The sequence below is a fragment of the Erysipelothrix inopinata genome (assembly GCF_014396165.1).
Lineage (GTDB): Bacteria > Bacillota_I > Bacilli_A > Erysipelotrichales > Erysipelotrichaceae > Erysipelothrix > Erysipelothrix inopinata.
On record NZ_CP060715.1, the window covers coordinates 752,222 to 769,772 of the forward strand.

The 17,551-nt window shown below is 36.5% G+C and carries 22 protein-coding genes and 1 tRNA gene; 18 read left to right on the top strand and 5 right to left on the bottom strand.

The window, feature by feature from the left end; genetic code table 11:
* The first annotated feature begins 145 nt into the window (after window positions 1–145).
* Window positions 146–361, top strand: a complete 216-nt coding sequence (locus tag H9L01_RS03650; RefSeq protein ID WP_187534667.1) for a sulfurtransferase TusA family protein — start codon at window positions 146–148, stop codon at window positions 359–361.
* 30 nt (window positions 362–391) lie between these two features.
* Here H9L01_RS03650 and H9L01_RS03655 read toward each other — a convergent pair whose 3' ends face one another.
* Window positions 392–1,276 (bottom strand): LysR family transcriptional regulator, encoded by an 885-nt coding sequence (locus tag H9L01_RS03655; protein ID WP_187534668.1) that lies wholly within the window; start codon window positions 1,274–1,276, stop codon window positions 392–394.
* A 166-nt stretch (window positions 1,277–1,442) separates the two neighbouring features.
* Between H9L01_RS03655 and H9L01_RS03660 the strand changes: the two genes are divergently transcribed.
* The 5 genes from H9L01_RS03660 (at window position 1,443) to H9L01_RS03680 (ending at window position 4,910) form a co-directional block, all read left to right on the top strand.
* A complete protein-coding gene (locus H9L01_RS03660) occupies window positions 1,443–2,129 on the top strand; it encodes a YeeE/YedE thiosulfate transporter family protein (RefSeq protein WP_187534669.1) in 687 nt (228 codons plus the stop codon).
* Between the two features lie 17 nt (window positions 2,130–2,146).
* Window positions 2,147–2,374: a sulfurtransferase TusA family protein gene (locus tag H9L01_RS03665; RefSeq protein ID WP_187534670.1), complete on the top strand. Its 228-nt coding sequence runs from the start codon at window positions 2,147–2,149 to the stop codon at window positions 2,372–2,374.
* A 15-nt stretch (window positions 2,375–2,389) separates the two neighbouring features.
* Window positions 2,390–2,938 carry a YeeE/YedE thiosulfate transporter family protein gene (locus tag H9L01_RS03670; RefSeq protein WP_187534671.1) on the top strand — a complete coding sequence of 183 codons (549 nt, stop codon included), beginning with the start codon at window positions 2,390–2,392 and terminating at the stop codon, window positions 2,936–2,938.
* Between the two features lie 9 nt (window positions 2,939–2,947).
* A complete protein-coding gene (locus H9L01_RS03675; RefSeq protein ID WP_187534672.1) occupies window positions 2,948–4,153 on the top strand; it encodes an NAD(P)/FAD-dependent oxidoreductase in 1,206 nt (401 codons plus the stop codon).
* Between the two features lie 139 nt (window positions 4,154–4,292).
* Complete coding sequence (locus tag H9L01_RS03680; RefSeq protein ID WP_187534673.1) at window positions 4,293–4,910, top strand: peptidylprolyl isomerase; 618 nt, start codon at window positions 4,293–4,295, stop codon at window positions 4,908–4,910.
* Window positions 4,911–4,958: 48 nt separating this feature from the next.
* Here H9L01_RS03680 and H9L01_RS03685 read toward each other — a convergent pair.
* The 3 genes from H9L01_RS03685 to fabV form a co-directional block, all read right to left on the bottom strand.
* Window positions 4,959–5,035, bottom strand: a tRNA-Pro gene (locus tag H9L01_RS03685).
* A gap of 89 nt (window positions 5,036–5,124) precedes the next feature.
* The gene (locus tag H9L01_RS03690) at window positions 5,125–5,700 is read right to left on the bottom strand and encodes an NADPH-dependent FMN reductase (RefSeq protein WP_187534674.1); all 576 of its coding nucleotides are present in this window, start codon (window positions 5,698–5,700) and stop codon (window positions 5,125–5,127) included.
* Window positions 5,701–5,786: 86 nt separating this feature from the next.
* Entirely contained in the window at window positions 5,787–6,968 is a 1,182-nt protein-coding gene (gene fabV / locus H9L01_RS03695; RefSeq protein ID WP_187534675.1) for an enoyl-ACP reductase FabV, read from the bottom strand.
* 80 nt (window positions 6,969–7,048) lie between these two features.
* Between fabV and H9L01_RS03700 the strand changes: the two genes are divergently transcribed.
* The 11 genes from H9L01_RS03700 to H9L01_RS03750 all read left to right on the top strand — a co-directional run bounded on the left by H9L01_RS03700 (window position 7,049) and on the right by H9L01_RS03750 (window position 15,694).
* Window positions 7,049–7,459 carry an acetyl-CoA carboxylase biotin carboxyl carrier protein gene (locus H9L01_RS03700; RefSeq protein WP_187534676.1) on the top strand — a complete coding sequence of 137 codons (411 nt, stop codon included), beginning with the start codon at window positions 7,049–7,051 and terminating at the stop codon, window positions 7,457–7,459.
* Between the two features lie 5 nt (window positions 7,460–7,464).
* Window positions 7,465–8,820: an acetyl-CoA carboxylase biotin carboxylase subunit gene (gene accC / locus H9L01_RS03705; RefSeq protein WP_187534677.1), complete on the top strand. Its 1,356-nt coding sequence runs from the start codon at window positions 7,465–7,467 to the stop codon at window positions 8,818–8,820.
* Window positions 8,813–9,661 carry an acetyl-CoA carboxylase, carboxyltransferase subunit beta gene (gene accD / locus H9L01_RS03710; protein ID WP_187534678.1) on the top strand — a complete coding sequence of 283 codons (849 nt, stop codon included), beginning with the start codon at window positions 8,813–8,815 and terminating at the stop codon, window positions 9,659–9,661. Before accC ends, accD begins: the two co-directional genes overlap by 8 nt.
* A gap of 1 nt (window position 9,662) precedes the next feature.
* Entirely contained in the window at window positions 9,663–10,475 is an 813-nt protein-coding gene (locus H9L01_RS03715; RefSeq protein ID WP_187534679.1) for an acetyl-CoA carboxylase carboxyltransferase subunit alpha, read from the top strand.
* Window positions 10,465–11,427: a beta-ketoacyl-ACP synthase III gene (locus H9L01_RS03720; protein WP_187534680.1), complete on the top strand. Its 963-nt coding sequence runs from the start codon at window positions 10,465–10,467 to the stop codon at window positions 11,425–11,427. Before H9L01_RS03715 ends, H9L01_RS03720 begins: the two co-directional genes overlap by 11 nt.
* 65 nt (window positions 11,428–11,492) lie before the next feature.
* On the top strand, window positions 11,493–11,714 hold the full coding sequence (locus H9L01_RS03725; protein WP_223151043.1) for an acyl carrier protein: 222 nt from the start codon (window positions 11,493–11,495) through the stop codon (window positions 11,712–11,714).
* A 1-nt stretch (window position 11,715) separates the two neighbouring features.
* Window positions 11,716–12,621, top strand: a complete 906-nt coding sequence (locus H9L01_RS03730) for an ACP S-malonyltransferase (RefSeq protein ID WP_187534681.1) — start codon at window positions 11,716–11,718, stop codon at window positions 12,619–12,621.
* Window positions 12,614–13,336: a 3-oxoacyl-[acyl-carrier-protein] reductase gene (fabG, locus tag H9L01_RS03735; RefSeq protein WP_187534682.1), complete on the top strand. Its 723-nt coding sequence runs from the start codon at window positions 12,614–12,616 to the stop codon at window positions 13,334–13,336. The genes H9L01_RS03730 and fabG overlap by 8 nt, the downstream gene beginning before the upstream one ends.
* The gene (fabF, locus tag H9L01_RS03740; protein ID WP_187534683.1) at window positions 13,337–14,578 is read left to right on the top strand and encodes a beta-ketoacyl-ACP synthase II; all 1,242 of its coding nucleotides are present in this window, start codon (window positions 13,337–13,339) and stop codon (window positions 14,576–14,578) included.
* Complete coding sequence (gene fabZ / locus H9L01_RS03745; protein ID WP_223151052.1) at window positions 14,568–14,993, top strand: 3-hydroxyacyl-ACP dehydratase FabZ; 426 nt, start codon at window positions 14,568–14,570, stop codon at window positions 14,991–14,993. The genes fabF and fabZ overlap by 11 nt, the downstream gene beginning before the upstream one ends.
* Window positions 14,994–14,998: 5 nt before the next feature.
* Window positions 14,999–15,694 (top strand): lysophospholipid acyltransferase family protein, encoded by a 696-nt coding sequence (locus H9L01_RS03750; RefSeq protein ID WP_187534685.1) that lies wholly within the window; start codon window positions 14,999–15,001, stop codon window positions 15,692–15,694.
* A 315-nt stretch (window positions 15,695–16,009) separates the two neighbouring features.
* Here H9L01_RS03750 and H9L01_RS03755 read toward each other — a convergent pair whose 3' ends face one another.
* Complete coding sequence (locus tag H9L01_RS03755; protein ID WP_187534686.1) at window positions 16,010–16,939, bottom strand: virulence RhuM family protein/type II toxin-antitoxin system death-on-curing family toxin; 930 nt, start codon at window positions 16,937–16,939, stop codon at window positions 16,010–16,012.
* A gap of 258 nt (window positions 16,940–17,197) precedes the next feature.
* Here H9L01_RS03755 and H9L01_RS03760 point away from each other — a divergent pair, with 258 nt between their 5' ends.
* On the top strand, window positions 17,198–17,524 hold the full coding sequence (locus tag H9L01_RS03760; protein ID WP_187534687.1) for a hypothetical protein: 327 nt from the start codon (window positions 17,198–17,200) through the stop codon (window positions 17,522–17,524).
* Window positions 17,525–17,551 lie beyond the last annotated feature (27 nt).

Here is a 17,551-nt window from a genome sequence, read left to right on the forward strand (position 1 = left end):
ATTGTGAAATGATGAGATGAATAAACTTAATTGTTAAAAATATTCTCGAATATCAATATAATGGAATAAGTACCGAAGAATAAAGACTAAATACTTGTTCAGGAATTCAATATGCATGCTAAAATTCAATTAATAGAGGTGGCATATGAAACGTATCGATTGTTTAGGAGATATTTGTCCAATTCCAATTCTTAATCTGCAAAAGGAATTGGAAAGTATTCATAATGGAAATGAAGTTACTTTAGTAACGGATCACAGTTGTACGCTGCAATCCGTGAATGACTTCTGTGCAATGCACAATCTTAAATATACGGCGGATGAAGTAATATCGGGCGTATGGGAAATCATCATCACAAATTAAAAAAGAAACCCTACACATTGTGTAGGGTTTTTAGCATTTCGTTTCATTGAGTTTATAAGTAATAAAATCGATGATATCTTCATTACCATAACAGCGGCGTTTCGTTCGAATGAGTGAATACTGACATTGGTAGTCAAATCCTTTCAGCCGTACGATTCGTAATTGTTTGTTGTAGAGCTCTTTTTTAATAACCATATAAGGGAGAAAGGCGAGTCCATATCCACGAGTAATCGAAGTTTTAATGGATTCAATTGAATCCATATCATATGGGATCTTCAGACTGTCTATATTGACACCAATTGTATTTAAATACTGGTTTAAGAGGAGTCTTGATTTTTGAGAGTTTGCAAGCATTAGTAGTGGATAGTTTGCAAGTTCATCAATATCAAGCGTTTCAGGGAGATTACTATCATAACTTGTAACGAGATAGTAAGGGTCTTTGAAAGCGGGAATGGATATTAATTCGGGGTGTTGAGACTCTCCGACGATAAATCCAATGTGTGCGCGACCATTAGCAATGGCCTTCTCCACGGTATCACTTGGAAATGTTTCAAGATTCAATGAGTAATTATCGAAATTTTGACTGACATGAAATAGAGTACAGGGAAGGGCATAAGAGTTAATTATGGGGGTAGAATAGATCGTTAATGTTGAACAACTTGGTGTTTGCATGGCATGAATCATTTCGTGATGCGTATCTACAATTTGCTGTGCATACTCAACGAATACCTTACCTTGGTCGGTTAGAGTAACACCACGTGGTGATCGATTAAAAAGTTGAACATCCATTTCTTCTTCTAGTGATCTAATTTGTTGACTCAATGCAGGTTGTGAAATGTTTGCTTGCTGTGCAGCATATGTAATACTTTCAAATTTCGCAACATTAATTAATGATTGGTACAATGATATATTCATGACTATCCCTCCGTCTGCCAATATTATCACAATATTTCCTGTACGTTACAAGGTCATAAGTAAAACAAATGACCTATAAAAATGAAGTATTACCTCTATTGATAGAATAATGGTATATTAGTTGTGTAAACTTGTTAAATATATAACAAAGTTAAGGAGGGAAGCTATGACAGAGATTTCTAATGGGGAAATCAGAAGACAACGTCCAAAGCGTAAACCTAAGAAAAGTCAGATACCTTGGGCAATCTTAGTTACCATTGCTGTTGTCACAATTGGGTTTGCGTTGAAGACACGTGATCCTAAGTTGCCAATTTATTGGGGATTTGGAATTCTGTTTGGATATGTATTACAACGTTCACGGTTCTGCTTTACCGCAGCATTCCGTGATCCATGTATTACTGGAAGTACATCAGTAACTCGAGCAGTGCTTGTTGCTGTTGGACTGGGTTCAATCGGTATTGGTGGTATTAAACTGGGAGCACAACTTAACGGTGCTGATCCCGCAATACTAATGCAAGGTGTTAATCCAATTGGGTTACCACTAATTATTGGTGCTATCTTATTTGGTATCGGTATGGTTATCGCTGGAGGTTGTGCTTCAGGAACCTTGATGCGAGTAGGTGAAGGATTCACCATGCAAATGATTTCACTCTTCTTCTTCGTTGTTGGCTCACTATGGGGAGCACATGATATGGGAACGATTTGGAAAAGTATGAATGATTCGGCTCCGAAAATATTTATGCCAGATGTACTCGGCTGGTTTGGAGCGATTGTATCGCAACTCTTAATTATTGTATTACTGTATATTGCCGCAGTTAAATGGCAAAAGAAAAAAATGGGAAGTGCTGAATAGCACAGGAGGAAAATAAAATGAAAGAATTTGAATTAGATTGCATTGGGGAAGCATGCCCTATTCCATTGATGAAAACAGAAAAGAAAATGGAAGATTTATCAGTTGGTGATGTATTAGTAGTTCATATTGATCACAGTTGTGCAATGAAAAACGTACCAGAATGGGCACGTAAACAAGGTCATAATGTTGAAATTGATGAAGTTGATGATGGAGAATGGGATTTAATCATTCAAAAAGCAAAATAGGTAAAGGAGAAAAGGATGAAAGCATTTTTTATAAAGTTAGGAAATAATGAAATTTATAAAAAACTCATGAAAGAACCTTTAACTTATGTTGCTGGTGCTGCAATTCTTGCAGTGTTAAATATTGCTCACTTTGCAGTATTCTCGAATGGTTGGGGTGTTACAGGTACCTTTGCTAACTGGGGAGCATGGCTTTATCAGTTAGTAGGCGGCGATGTTTCCTCTTGGGTATATTTTGCAGGCGAGAAGACACAAAAAACACTTGCTGCAGGATTTCTTAATGATGGGGGATCCATTCGAAATGTGGGGATTATCGTGGGAGCATTAGCTGCAACACTATACGCTTCACAGTTTAAGTTAAAGAAAATTAAGAATAAGAAACAAATCGTTGCTGCTGTATTGGGCGGTCTCTTAATGGGATATGGTGCTCGTATGGCTAACGGATGTAATATTGGTGCGCTCTTTACTGCGATATCAGCATTCTCATTATCAGGATGGGTGTTTGGCGCATTCCTCTTAGTAGGTGCTTATTTCGGAAGTAAGTTACTTGCGAAATACTTTATGTAAGGAGAAATCATGGAAAAAAGAATTGAAGAATATGATGTAGTAATTATTGGTGGTGGTCCTGCAGGACTTACCGCAGGAATCTACTGTGGACGTGCTCGACTTAAAACATTAATTATTGAAAAATCATTAATTGGTGGCCTTGCAACTTACACAAGTGAGATTGAGAATTATCCAGGATATCCAGAGGGAACCAGTGGGATGGATCTTACCAGTGACTTCCACAAGCAAGCTAAAAACTACGGAGTTAAATTTAAATTAACAGATGTGCGTTCTGTTGAAGATAAAGGTGATATTAAAGTAGTTGAGACATTTAGAACAGACTATCATGCAAAATGTGTCATTGTATGTACGGGTGGTAAGCCGCGGTTAACAGGAGCAATTGATGAAGACTTATATCTTTATGATAAAGGTATTTCGTTCTGTGCAACATGTGACGCGGCAGCTAATACAGACAAAACAGTTCTTGTGGTGGGAAGCGGTGATGCTGCCATTGAAGAAGGTATGTTCCTGACAAAATTCGCGAAAGAAGTTATTGTTTCAATAATTCATGATGAAGGAATTATGGACTGTAACGAAATTGCGAAAAACCAAGCGCTTAACAATCCTAAGATGTCATTCTTATGGAATACAGGCGTGAAGCGTTATGAAGGGGATGAACGTCTTCACACAGTAGTTCTTGAAAATATCCGCACAAAAGAAGAAGTTCCTGTTACTGTGGATAGTTGTTTCCTATTTATCGGCTATCTACCAAATACTGATATCTTTGAAAATATGTTAGACATGACAGCTCAAGGATATTTAAAAGTTAACGAACATATGGAAACAAACATACCAGGAATCTTTGCTGCAGGTGACGTCTGTGATAAGACAATTCGTCAAGTTGCGACAGCAGTTGGTGATGGTGCTATTGCAGGATGTAGTGTTGAAAAATATCTTGCTGAATCAGAAGTATTCGAAAAACAAATTCTCAATGATGGTAAGAAGACCTTAGTTTATCTCTACGACGGTAGTGATGCAAAACAAAGAGAACATTTATCATTCATTGAAGAATTAGAAAATGACGTGGATGTAGTCCGTGTTGATGTTTATAAATCAAAAGGCCTTGCAAGACGTCTTCATGTTGAACAATTTCCTACGATTGTAATCATGAATAATAATAATGTTGAAACACGCATTGACAGTATTTCTAAAGAATCTGTCAAAAACTATCTATAATAAATTTGTCTTGTTCATTCTCTGACACGACACTTTGAAACCGATGCAAATCGGTTTTTTTATACCGAGTTATTCATACTTCGATGTTATAATGAGAAAGAGTTAATCTATAAAAAAATATTGAAGGAAGGTATTAATAATGAAAAAATCAGTTCTAATTCTAATAATGGTATTACTACTAACAGGATGTGTGGGGAAATCTAATAAGTCAGATGGAGATTATGAATCAATTCTATCTAAAGAAACAAATCCTGTAGCAACACTTACCATGGCGAATGGTAATATTATCGAAATAGAACTGTACCCTGAAATTGCTCCGAATACTGTTAATAATTTTATTGAACTTGCGAATAGTGGGTTCTATGATGGATTAAAATTTCATCGGGTCATTTCTGGATTTATGATTCAAGGAGGCGATCCTATGGGAACAGGAATGGGCGGCCCGGGTTATGCAATCAAAGGGGAATTCAATTCCAACGACTTTAAAAATCCTGTTAATCATGAGAGAGGTATAATCTCTATGGCGCGAAGTCAAGCGAAGGATTCTGCTGGATCACAGTTCTTTATCGTCCACCAAGACTCAGCACACTTAAACGGAGAATATGCAGCTTTTGGTAAGGTTATCGAAGGAATGGATCATGTTGATGCAATTGCAGGTGTAAAAACCCATAAAGACATGCCAGAAGTAGAACAAGTTATCCAAGAAATTCGTGTTGATCTTAAAGATTACTCAGCCCAACCTGTTGAAAAAATATAACTAAAAGCCGAAGTTCACAATATGAGACCTTCGGCTTTTTTGATTATTTGGTCGGAGTAACAGGATTTGAACCTGCGACCTCTTCGTCCCGAACGAAACGCACTACCAAGCTGTGCTATACTCCGGTTATGAGTATATTGTAGCACTATAAAAGTTATATTAAACAGATATCAAAGCTAATAGCAGAAAAAAAACAACCTTGAGGTTGTTTTTACTATTGAAATGGAAAGGTCGTGAAATTGGCACGATTACTGATATGTTCGTTCCAATATTTAGTATTTTCCACGATATCACTTCCAAGTTGTTGAATTCGACGATGAATATCTTCGTTGGTAATTTGATTGTTCTCAAAATCTGAATCAATAATAAATACATATTTTTGAATAAGATACGCACCAAGATATGACAAGATTGGCTTAAGTTGTTGCTCAGCCATCAAGAAATATTTAGGGGATCCTGAAGTGACAATGATACCTACTGCTTTACCACGAAGTCCATTCATTGGAATGAGATCGAAGATATTTTTTAAAGCTCCGGGTATTGAGGTTTGATAGGTTGGTGTGCCAACAATGATTGCATCTGCACTCATAATTTCCTGGATTAACTGCTGGGTATCCTCGTTATATTGATGGATTGGTCGTCCATCACTAAATTGTAGATCATACTCTCCGATTTGAACAATTTTTGTTTCAACATCGGGGTAGGTATTGTTGATGTGGTTGATTACATTCTCTAATGCAACCAGGGTTTTTCTACCAGAAACCGAACCAGTTAGTGCAATTACTTTCATACTATTCTCCAATCATTATGGGTTAATAACCTCTGTTATTATAAGCTTTAAACACTTTAATAACATCAATTAAACCCCAAGAATGATTAGAAATCTGAACTATCGGTAGGAAGTTGGTAGTCGACACCTAATACACTAAATCCGTTCATTTCTAAGAAGAGTTGTTTAAAAAGTTCAAAGTCGGTAATCGCTTTAAAATTATCGGGAGTGATTTGGTTCATAATTTCACTTACGATAGCTTGAGTTTTTGGATCTAGCTCGTGTGCGTCTAATCGATAGAGACCACTTTGATCTAAAGTTGGATTACCTCCATAGACCATTTCGTGAAACAGCCTGTGTTTGTGTTTAATAATGGACTCATGAGTTCCATTTTCTTGCATGACCTTAAAGAGTGCTGATGCATAAAGAGCAACAGTAGGAATGAAGACAGATGCTTTTGTCACAACTGTTTTTGAGGACGATACAATAGCTTCGCCATCATACTTCTTCATAATTTCTTGGATCTGCATGTTTGTACTTTCAAGGTCTCGTTTCGCATGTCCAATAGTACCTTCTTTATATATTGGATAAGTAATATCAGATCCCATATATGTATAGGTAATTGATTTCGCCTTTGGTGCGAGAAGATCTGCTTTATCAAGTGCTTGAATCCATAGTAAATAGTCTTCGCCACCCATCACTTTTATTGTTGAAGAGATTTCTTCTTCCGTTGCACATTCAAGTGATTCTTCTATGAGCGCTTCTTTCGCAATATCTACAGAGTACCCCTTAAAATCATTAAGAATTGGCTTAAGTGAAGAGGTATATTTTTCTTGGGTATCTGGATCAATTCGTATTCCGCTTGCGACAGAATATACAACGAGATCGATTTTTTTATTGCTTGATTTAAAATGTTCGATGACTTTATTCTTGGCATCATGGCTAAAGGCATCAATATTTAAATCATCATATGGAATGTTTTCTTCCTGTGCAAATTCAGCAAAGAATCGATTGTTGTAATAACCTGCACTTGCAGTATTCCTACCACGAGCTTCTCGTTCAAAACTAACATTGTATGTGTATGCATGAGCATTAAAAGCAAGGTTAATTCGAGTAGCAAGTCCATACCCTGAACTTCCACCAATAATGAGAACGTTGAGGTTTTTATCTGTAATGAGTGGTAATGATTTAGCTTCTTCAATATAATTTTTTACGAGTTGACGACATCCTTGAGGATGTGCATTTAAAGCGATATTGTTACGTATCATCGGTTTTATTACTGTAGTCATTTAAATTCTCCTTTGTTGACATCGTAAAATCATTATATTATCATTTAGTTTGAATATCAAACTATTTAATTGGAGGATTTATGAAAACAAAAGAAATTAAACAACTTATCGAAATATTAGAATCATCAAACTTAGAAACAATGACATACAAAGACAGTGAATTTGAAGTAACTCTAGGAAAACCACGTGTCCAAGAAGTTCCGGTACAGGTACAAACGTTAGCATCAGCACCAGTAGAAGTGCCGATTGAGACAAAAGAAGTGGAAACCATTAAGTCTCCGATAGTGGGGATTTTCTATGATAAACCAACACCTGATTCGGCGCCTTTTGTGAAGGTAGGTTCGCGTATTGAAAAGGGTGATGTCATCGCGATTGTTGAAGCAATGAAAGTCATGAATGAAATCAAATCAGATGTATCTGGAACCGTAAAAACCATTTGTGTTAAAGATGGAGATATGGTTGAATACCAACAACCATTATTTGAAATTTAATGAAAATGATTAATAAAGTTTTGATTGCGAATCGTGGTGAAATTGCGGTCCGTATCATTAGAGCTTGTCGAGAACTTAATATAAAGACAGTGGCAATTTATTCTACGGTTGATAAAGAGTCACTGCACGTTATGCTTGCAGATGAAGCCGTTTGTGTTGGAGATCATCGTTTAGAAAATTCTTATTTAAATCAAACAGCAATACTTCAAGCAGCTCTTAATACGCAAGCACAAGCAATTCATCCTGGATTTGGATTTTTAAGTGAGAATGCAGAATTTGTACGTGCTTGTGAACAACTTGATATTCAATTTATTGGACCGAGTGCGGGGGTCATTGAATTGATGGGAGATAAAGCAAATGCACGTCAAAAAATGATTGAGGCAAATGTTCCCGTTGTGAAAGGTTCAGACGGACTTGTTGACACATTTGAGGACGCGATAGAAGCAGCAAAAGAAATTGGTTTTCCTCTCTTAATCAAAGCATCAGCAGGTGGTGGTGGCAAAGGCATGCGTGCTTGTTTTAATCAAGATGAACTATATGATGCATACCATCAAGCAAAACAGGAAGCTCAAAATGCTTTTGGTAATGGGGATGTATACATGGAATATTTTGTGCAAAGTCCAAGACACATTGAGGTTCAAGTCCTAGGAGATTCTTTTGGACATGTCATTCATCTTAATGAAAGAGAGTGTTCGGTTCAAAGAAATAATCAAAAAATGATTGAAGAAGCCCCAGTACAAAATCTCAAGAATGAAACACGAAGTCGTTTGTACGAAGTCGCAGTCCGAGCAGCACAGGCTGTAAATTATGTATCAGCAGGAACATTAGAATTTATTATGGACCATGAAGAAAACTTCTTTTTTATTGAAATGAATACACGAATCCAGGTGGAACATCCAGTTACGGAAATGATCACTGGAATTGATATCGTGAAGGAACAAATAAAAATTGCGGAGGAAAGACCCTTAGAAATTCAACAGATAGATGTTGAAAGAAAAGGACATTCCTTAGAAATAAGAATAAATGCTGAGAACCCAATCGAAAACTTTAAACCTTCGGTTGGGAAAATAAATTCATTACACTTTCCAGGTGGTAATGGTGTTAGGATTGATTCGTTTTTGTACCAGAACTATACAGTATTACCTTTCTACGATTCAATGCTAGCAAAGCTGATTACTTATGCACCAAGTCGTGATGAAGCCATGGAAAAGTCGATTCGTTGTCTTGAAGAGATCGACATCGATGGTGTTGATACGAATATTGAGTTCCAACTCGATATTTTACTTAATGAGTCCTTTCAAGATAACGTCTATACTACGTCTCTTGTAAAAGATATTTTGAAGGAGATGAAGCATGTTTAAACATTTAAATAACAAAAAAGAACGCGTCAACAAGAAAAAAATTCAAGAATTTCCGGAACGTACCGTCGAAGCAAAAGATGGAATGTATGAAAAATGTCCTCATTGTGAAGAGATATATCCCATCGAAAAACTCGTTAAAAATGCTTGGATTTGTCCCCATTGTGATGCTCATCTAAGAATGCACTGTGCTGAAAGAGCACGATTAATTTTTGATGAACTTCATGTTTTTCAACATACCATGAAGACAAAAGATCCACTCAATTTCCCGGGTTATAAAGAAAAACTTCAAGGCATTCAAAATCATACGGGTATGAATGATGCTGTAGTTTGTGGCCAAGGGATGATTGGAAAAAGAAAAGTACTTACAGCAATTATGGATCCTAATTTTATGATGGGATCTATGGGAACTGTCGTTGGTGAGAAAATTACCCGACTGTTTGAAATGGGAATAAAAAAGAAATTACCGGTGATTATCTTTTCGGCATCGGGCGGTGCTCGTATGCAAGAAGGAATGGTTTCACTGATGCAAATGGCGAAAATAAGTGCCGCAATTGGTGAGTTCAATGAACAAGGTGGTTTATATATTACAGTACTTACCGATCCAACAACTGGTGGCGTAACAGCAAGTTTCGCAATGCTTGGAGATATTATCCTTGCAGAACCGGGTGCACTTATTGGGTTTGCGGGACCTCGTGTTATTGAACAAACTATGAAGTCGACACTACCAGATGGATTTCAACGCGCAGAGTTTTTACTCGAACATGGATTCGTGGATAAAGTCGTTCATCGAAAAAACCTGAAACAAACTTTAGAATTACTATTAGAAATGCATGAGGTGTAATATGACGAATAATTCAATAGAATGGAAAAAAGTTCAACTTGCTCGATCAAAAGATCGTCCAACATCTCGTGTCATGATTGATTCGCTTTTTGATCAGTTTACAGAATTACATGGCGACCGCTATTTTGGTGATGACCCTGCTATTATTGGTGGCATTGCAAAGTTAGACGATCAACCTGTTACCGTTATTGGTGTAATGAAGGGAAATTCCATTGAAAGTAATCTAAGTACAAACTTTGGAATGGTTCATCCTGAAGGGTATCGTAAAGCATTACGATTGATGAAGCAGGCTGAAAAATTCAGAAGACCGATTATTACTTTTATAGATACACCTGGAGCCTATCCAGGAATTGGTGCGGAAGAGCGAGGTCAAGCAGAGGCAATCGCAAGAAATCTCTTTGAAATGAGCCGCTTGACGGTACCAGTTATTGCGATAATACTTGGTGAAGCAGCAAGTGGTGGTGCGATTGGACTCGCAGTAGCAAATCAGGTATGGATGTTAGAAAATTCAATTTATTGTATTTTATCACCGGAAGGATTTGCCTCAATCCTATATAAGGATTCGACGAAAGCACCAGATATCGTTGAGCAAATGAAAATTACAGCAGATGCGTTACTTGAATTAGGAATTGTGGATGCGGTGATTGAAGAAGGTGAGAATGGCCTTCCCCAAAATCTTGTGTCCGTTTGTTATCAATTAAGAATGAAGTTATCATCAACTTTAAAGTCTTATAAAAAAATGAAACCAAAAGCAATTCAGAAAGAAAGAATGGAACGATTCCGCAAGTTCGGGGATGTTGATTATGAGAAATAAAATAATCCGAACAGGAAGTTTTATTCCAGAGACAAAGATTACAAATTTTGATTTGGAAAAGATTATGGATACTTCTGATACATGGATTCGTCAGCGAACGGGTATTGAATCAAGATATTTTTCAGAAGCCGGTGCAACTGAAATGGGCTACCAATCAGCACTCAAAGCTATGGAAGGAATTGATGTGGAAAGCATCGATTTCTTGATTGTTTGTACGTACACGAGTGACACATTCATTCCTTCTTGTGCTCACGAGATTCGAGCAAAACTTGGCATTCAAAGACCAATTCCAGCATTTGATCTTAACGCTGCATGTAGTGGCTTTGTTTATGGTATTCACGTTGCTGATGCCATGATGAAGACAGGAATCTACAAAAGAGCATTGGTAATAGGGGTGGATCAAAATTCACGTTACTTAAACTTTGAAGACAGAAGTACGTCAATATTGTTTGGTGATGGTGCTGGTGCAGTTATATTGGAATCAAGCCATGAGGTTGGAATTGTAAGTTCAAGTATTTTTAGTGAGACCGACACGAGCAGTAGCATTGTTTCGAGAAACACGACACAAACAAACAATCCATTCTTGAAGGTGGATTCAAGTGATCCGAATTTTAAGATGGAAGGTTCTACGGTATTTAAGTTTGCGGTGAAGTCCTTTAAACAGTGTGTTTCATTAGTGATGAACCAACATGATGTGAATTCAGATGACATTGACTTCGTTGTTGCCCACCAAGCCAATCAACGTATTATTGATACAGCCGCTAAAATGTTAAGGATGCCATTGGAAAAGTTCCCAACTAATTTAGATAAGTACGGAAACACCTCTGCTGCATCAATTCCAATTGTACTTGATGAACTGAATCGAAGTGGGCAACTGGAGTGTGGGATGAAAGTTATTCTCGTAGCTTTTGGTGGTGGACTCAGTTATGGTGTAAGTTATTTAGAATGGTAAAACCTTGATAATCAAAGTAAATTTATGATATAGTTTGATAGTCAAAGTAAATATAGGAGATAAACATGAAAGATAAAATTAAAGAAATAGTTTCAGAAATATTAGATGTAGAAGTTGAGAACATTGCGGATGATGCGTTAATTCTTGACGATTTAGGAGCTGACTCAATTGCAGTTATGGAAATCGTCATGGAACTTGAAGGTGAATATGATGTGGAAGTACCTACAGAAGATATTCTTAACCTAAAAACAGTTAATGAAATTGTCGCTTACATTGAAGCAAAATAATATGAACACTGTATATCTATTTGCTGGCCAAGGCCAGCAATTTCTAAATATGGGCTCAGATCTTTACAATCGTTATGATTGTGTAAAAAAAAGATACGATGAGGCGACAGATGTATTAGGTTATGATGTTCTAAATTTGTCAGCCGAACAGCTTAATGAAACGCAATATACGCAGCCAGCATTGTTTGTATTAGAAGCAGCGATTACTGATTATTTAAATGAACAGGGTATAAGTTATGATGCAGTAACTGGTTTGTCATTAGGTGAATATGGCGCACTTTATGCTGCAGGTGTTATTTCATTTACTGATGGACTCGAGATTGTTTCTAAGCGAGGAAAAATGATGCAATCGGCTTTTGAACCTTATGAAACAAGTATGGCTGCAGTATTAAAAACAGACTTTGAATTGATCAAGCCTTACCTCAGTAAAGGAAATGTGGAAGTCTGCAACTTTAATACTCAACAACAAATTGTGATTGGTGGAAAGCGTGAAGAACTTGAAGCAACTATCGAAACCATGAAATCTGATGGAATTAAACGTGTAATTCCTTTAAATGTTTCAGTTGTAAGCCATATGAGTTTATTGAAAGAAACGTCTAAAGAACTCTTTAAAGTTTTAAAGGAAGCAAAGTTTAAAGAACCACAGGTCGTATTCGTTAATAACCTTGAAGGTACTTCGCAAAGTTCTGGATTTATTGAGACTTTATCAAGACATATCAGTGAACCAACACATTTTGAGACATCTATTCTAGGTTTATTAGAACAAGGGGTACGAAAATTTGTAGAAATAGGTCCCAAGGGATCGCTATCGAAATTAGTTAAAGACATTAGCAAACAAAAAGACATACAGGTGGAGACATGGAATCTGTATGATGTTGAAACAGTGGAGGAATTTATCCATGAGTAAATTAGCAATTGTAACAGGAGCGACAAAAGGAATTGGTCTTGCTATTGCAACCCAACTTCAAAAAGATGGTTATATGGTTTACGGAACCTACGTTAGTTCCTACTCGGACCAGGAAATCGCTGTTCTTGAAACAGAATCGTTTAAGTTATTTCAGGTAGATGCGAAACGCATGGAAGCCTGTACTGATTTTATTAAAAAAGTAGATGCATCTGAATATCAACTTGAAGTACTTGTGAACAATGCTGGCGTCGTACGTGATCAATTATTAATTCGTATGTCAGAGTCGGAATTTGATGACGTAATTGAGACGAATCTAAAAGGTGTTTTCAATATGACCCAAGTGTGCAGTAAAACCTTAATTCGAAAGAAAAAGGGCTCAATTGTAAATATTAGTTCAGTTGTTGGACTAATTGGTAATAGTGGTCAAGCAAACTACGCCGCAAGTAAAGCGGGAGTTATTGGTTTTTCTAAGAGTCTAGCCCGAGAATTTGCAAGCAGAAATGTTCGCGTTAATTGTATCGCTCCTGGGTTTATAGAAACAGCAATGACCGATTCGTTATCGGGAACTCATATTGAATCTATAAAGAATCAAATTGCTCTAGGAAGACTTGGAAAAGCGGAAGATATTGCGAACGCTGTAAGCTTCTTGGTGAGTGATAAAGCAAATTATATAACAGGACAAACACTCAATGTTTGTGGCGGGATGGTGATGTAAATGAAGAATAGAGTTGTAATTACCGGTATGGGAATTGTTAGTCCTCTTGGAAATAATGTCGATGAGGCCTATAAAAATGCTATTGCAGGTAAAAATACTATTGAAAAAATAACCAGCTTTCCTGTCGAGGATTTAAAAGTAAAAATTGCTGCTCAAGTTCAAGATTTTGAACCTGAAAAATATCTATCCAAAAGAGAAATTCGACGTCAAGATCGCTTTAGTCAATTTGCGGTGTATGCTGCTTCTGAAGCTTTTGCAGACGCTAATTTTGATGAAACCTTAGACCCAGATAGAATTGGTGTAATCATCGGTTCGGGTATGGGTGGCATGATCACATTTGCCAACAACATTGAAAATGCTGTGGAAAAAGGTTACCAAAAAATTCAACCCATGTTTATACCTATGATTATTCCGAACATGGCAGCAGGAAATGTTGCCATCGCTCTTAATGCTCAGGGTCACAGTTCTTGTGTAACAACAGCGTGTGCTGCTGGAACCCATGCAATTGGTGACGCTTTCCGTATGATTCAATATGGTGAAGCAGATGTCATGGTAGCGGGAGGCAGTGAAGCTGGAGTGTCTCCATATACACTTGCAGGATTCAATGCTTTAACTGCTTTAAGCAATCAAGAGGACCCTCATAGAGCGTCGCGTCCGTTTGATAAAAATAGAGATGGATTTGTATTGGGTGAAGGTTCAGGAGTTCTGATTCTTGAATCGTTAAAACATGCCTTAAAGCGTGGTGCGAATATTTATGCAGAAATTGTTGGCTATGGATCAACATGTGATGCATATCATATTACGGCACCAAGTGGAGAGGGCGCTCGTAAAGCAATTCAAAAGGCACTCGATGATGCAAAAACAGAAGCAAGAGAGATTGACTATATTAATGCACATGGAACCAGTACACCCCTGAATGATGAATTTGAAACAAAGGCTATTAAAGATGTGTTTAAAGAGTCCGCATCAAAGGTATCAATATCTTCTACAAAATCAATGCATGGCCATGCACTTGGTGGTACCGGCGGTATTGAAGCAGTTCTGACCATAAAGACAATTCAAAACAGTATCATTCCACCTACAATTAATTACGATACAGTTGATGAAACTTGTGATCTCGACTATACCCCAAATGTTGCACGTGAGAGAAATGTTGACTATGCAATGAGTAACTCATTAGGGTTTGGTGGTCATAATGCTGTCGTTATCTTTAAAAAATATGAGGAGGAACATAATGCTTAATTCAAATGAAATTCAACAAATTATTCCTCATCGTTATCCATTCTTACTTGTAGATCGTGTTTTAGAAATGGATGAAACAAGTATTACTGCAATTAAGAATGTGAGTGTCAATGAAATGCAGTTTATGGGCCACTTCCCAGAAAAACATGTGATGCCTGGTGTACTCATAACAGAAGCACTTGCGCAAGCAGGGGCAATTGTTCTTTTGTCAAAAGAAGAGTATAAAGGGAAAATTGCATATTTTGTAGGCATTGATAATTTTAAGTTTCGTAAACAAGTGACTCCAGGAGATCAACTCATCTTGAATGTTGAACTCGTGAAGCTCAAAAGTATTATGGGAATTGCTGAGGCAAAAGCTACGGTTAATGGTGAAGTATGTGCGTCTGGAACCATTAAATTTGCAATTGGAGAGTGATTGATTTGGCAAAAATAGTAAGTATGTTTATGATGTTTCTAACGATTTTGGCTCTTCCATATTACTTGAAGCGTGCCAAAAGATTAGACCGAGAAGGTAACAAGGAAGCAATTCATCAAGAATTAAAACGTTATCCAACGGATTATCTAAAAATCAGAAAGAAAAATACCAAACGTATTAATGTTGGTAATACTGTGGCTGAAGGTCCATGTATCTATCTTTCAAATCATCAATCTCATAATGATATTTTCATTTTATTAGATACAGTTCCAGAAGCATTTCGATTTATTGCGAAAAAAGAATTGTTTGAAAGTCCAATGTATGGGTCATTTATGAAGATGTCGCAATCCTACCCACTTGATCGCGATGATCCCCGTCAGTCTCTTACATTATTAAAACAATCATTGAATGATGCGGTTGAAAAAAATGTATCATTGGTCGTTTTTCCAGAAGGAACACGTTCGCATAAAGCGGAAATGTCTGAGTTTAAGTTAGGGCTCTTCTCAATGATGAGAAAAAGTCGGGTACCTTTAGTACCTGTTTACATTCATGAAAGTTATAACCCAAAGACAAAAGTATATAAAGCATATTTTGGTGAACCAATAGAGCCGGAAGAATTTAATACACTCAAGCCACAAGAAATTTGTGATAGAGTAAAAAATACAATTTTATCGATGCAAGTTCTTGCGAATGAAAGCTAGGCAGAAATGAAAAGAACAAATTAGAATTGACATATGTAGAAAGACATTGAACCTCCCTTTGGGGAGGTTTTTTCCTATGAGGAAAATAGATAAACAGAGATAATTATGCTTTACTAATTAAGATTAGAGTCACAAATAGTTGAAAAGTTAACCTGCTTTTTATTCTTAGATTAAACCAAGAAAGTCTAATACGTAGTACACAATTTGAGAGGTATACAAAAATAGGGTATGTTACACCAATCACAAAGAAGGTCGATTATTTAAAAGTGTCTTTCTATATGATGAAATTTGGCCGAATTAAGTTCATAAATTTTTCTATTTGATACAATTCATAATTAAGCTAATTATTAGCTCTTTTTCTTTGGGGTTTGATTCGGCAATCATAATTGTAAGCGCAACAAGTGTGTGATCTTCAATCAACTTTTTTTCGTTTTGGAGAAGTACTGTGTTTTTGTGAAGAAAATGCAAAAATATGGTAGCAGCAATGCGCTTGTTTCCATCGATGAAACTATGGTTTTTTGTTACAAAATAAAGCAAATTCGCAGCTTTCTCCTCTAGTGACGTGTATAATTCTTCGCCATCAAAGCTTTGATAAATGTTTCCAATGCTTCCTTTAAAAGAGTCGTCTCTTTCCTTTCCAAATAAATCAGATTTACTACTATATTTCATACTATCAATAATATTCCGACATTCTTCATAGGTCAATTTATAGGTTGGTTGTGTTCCTTCAGGCCTCGAAATTGATTCGTGATCGTAATCATCTAAGAGATTTAAAGCCTCATTATACCGTTCAATTACCGATAAAACTTGCTCACTATCTAAATTATCCTTGGTTCTTTTCATCAACTTCACTATTTGATCTAATTGATTCATCCTGTTTTGATTTATTGCATAACCACGGATTATATACTCCTTTAGAACACGATTTGCCCAACGTCTAAAAGCTATGCCTCTATTTGACTTCACTCGATATCCCACAGATATAATCATGTCTAGATTGTAGTACTCAATGTCCCGAGAGACAGTACGATCACCTTCTGCTTGAACTGTCGCAAATTTTGCGACAGTTGAAGTGTCCAATTCTTCACGGAGTGCATTCCCAATATGTTTACCTATAGTTTTTACATCTCTTCCAAAAAGTGTTGCCATTTGATTCCGGTTTAACCAAACTGTTTCTTCTTCGGGAGTGAATGGAACTTTTAATGTCAATTCTTCATGTTCGAATAAAATAATTTCATTTTTCAAGTTAGTACCTCCTAAATTAAAATAGGCATTATTGTACATATTTCCTTGTATAAACGCTTAGCTTTTTATTTGTTACCAATTGCTCGCAAATTGTGGCCGAATAAAGGAAACAAACTTAATGATATCCGTACTGTGATATAGTGATAGGAATATTAAGAAATATGAATTATTAGTTGTAATTAAAATTGAGAGGGTTTTAGTAAGGAAAAATATGATGAAAAAAGATTGTCAAAGTTATGCTTCGTTTCTTTAATAATAATGTCTTGTTGTACGAGAGTATTTGCGGCTTCAAAAACGACAGAAAAAATTGGATCAGTAACTTGGAATAAACAAGTTTACTCCGTTAAGGCGAGAGCAAACTGGGTTTATGAAACAGGAGAATACTCAAGTAGAGGAAATCATACAGTAGTTCAAAAGCCCAATAATACTTTATTGAACTACTATGGTATTAGTTTTACCAACGAGGTTAAGAGTAAATATGCAGTTACTCAGTATTTCCAACCAGCTACACGAAACAATTTGTCGGGGTTCACTAGTTATGGTTCGGTAATAGGAATCGAGATGAAATCACCAGGGGCTTATTAGTATGTACGAGCCCTCTCATTATAAGGA

What these genes read in the sequence shown, in the direction of transcription:
- H9L01_RS03650 (WP_187534667.1), top strand. Translation starts at nt 146, where the DNA reads ATGAAACGTATCGATTGTTTAGGAGATATTTGTCCAATTCCAATTCTT.
- H9L01_RS03655 (WP_187534668.1), bottom strand. Translation starts at nt 1,276, where the DNA reads ATGAATATATCATTGTACCAATCATTAATTAATGTTGCGAAATTTGAA.
- H9L01_RS03660 (WP_187534669.1), top strand. Translation starts at nt 1,443, where the DNA reads ATGACAGAGATTTCTAATGGGGAAATCAGAAGACAACGTCCAAAGCGT.
- H9L01_RS03665 (WP_187534670.1), top strand. Translation starts at nt 2,147, where the DNA reads ATGAAAGAATTTGAATTAGATTGCATTGGGGAAGCATGCCCTATTCCA.
- H9L01_RS03670 (WP_187534671.1), top strand. Translation starts at nt 2,390, where the DNA reads ATGAAAGCATTTTTTATAAAGTTAGGAAATAATGAAATTTATAAAAAA.
- H9L01_RS03675 (WP_187534672.1), top strand. Translation starts at nt 2,948, where the DNA reads ATGGAAAAAAGAATTGAAGAATATGATGTAGTAATTATTGGTGGTGGT.
- H9L01_RS03680 (WP_187534673.1), top strand. Translation starts at nt 4,293, where the DNA reads ATGAAAAAATCAGTTCTAATTCTAATAATGGTATTACTACTAACAGGA.
- H9L01_RS03690 (WP_187534674.1), bottom strand. Translation starts at nt 5,700, where the DNA reads ATGAAAGTAATTGCACTAACTGGTTCGGTTTCTGGTAGAAAAACCCTG.
- fabV (WP_187534675.1), bottom strand. Translation starts at nt 6,968, where the DNA reads ATGACTACAGTAATAAAACCGATGATACGTAACAATATCGCTTTAAAT.
- H9L01_RS03700 (WP_187534676.1), top strand. Translation starts at nt 7,049, where the DNA reads ATGAAAACAAAAGAAATTAAACAACTTATCGAAATATTAGAATCATCA.
- accC (WP_187534677.1), top strand. Translation starts at nt 7,465, where the DNA reads ATGATTAATAAAGTTTTGATTGCGAATCGTGGTGAAATTGCGGTCCGT.
- accD (WP_187534678.1), top strand. Translation starts at nt 8,813, where the DNA reads ATGTTTAAACATTTAAATAACAAAAAAGAACGCGTCAACAAGAAAAAA.
- H9L01_RS03715 (WP_187534679.1), top strand. Translation starts at nt 9,663, where the DNA reads ATGACGAATAATTCAATAGAATGGAAAAAAGTTCAACTTGCTCGATCA.
- H9L01_RS03720 (WP_187534680.1), top strand. Translation starts at nt 10,465, where the DNA reads ATGAGAAATAAAATAATCCGAACAGGAAGTTTTATTCCAGAGACAAAG.
- H9L01_RS03725 (WP_223151043.1), top strand. Translation starts at nt 11,493, where the DNA reads ATGAAAGATAAAATTAAAGAAATAGTTTCAGAAATATTAGATGTAGAA.
- H9L01_RS03730 (WP_187534681.1), top strand. Translation starts at nt 11,716, where the DNA reads ATGAACACTGTATATCTATTTGCTGGCCAAGGCCAGCAATTTCTAAAT.
- fabG (WP_187534682.1), top strand. Translation starts at nt 12,614, where the DNA reads ATGAGTAAATTAGCAATTGTAACAGGAGCGACAAAAGGAATTGGTCTT.
- fabF (WP_187534683.1), top strand. Translation starts at nt 13,337, where the DNA reads ATGAAGAATAGAGTTGTAATTACCGGTATGGGAATTGTTAGTCCTCTT.
- H9L01_RS03760 (WP_187534687.1), top strand. Translation starts at nt 17,198, where the DNA reads ATGTCTTGTTGTACGAGAGTATTTGCGGCTTCAAAAACGACAGAAAAA.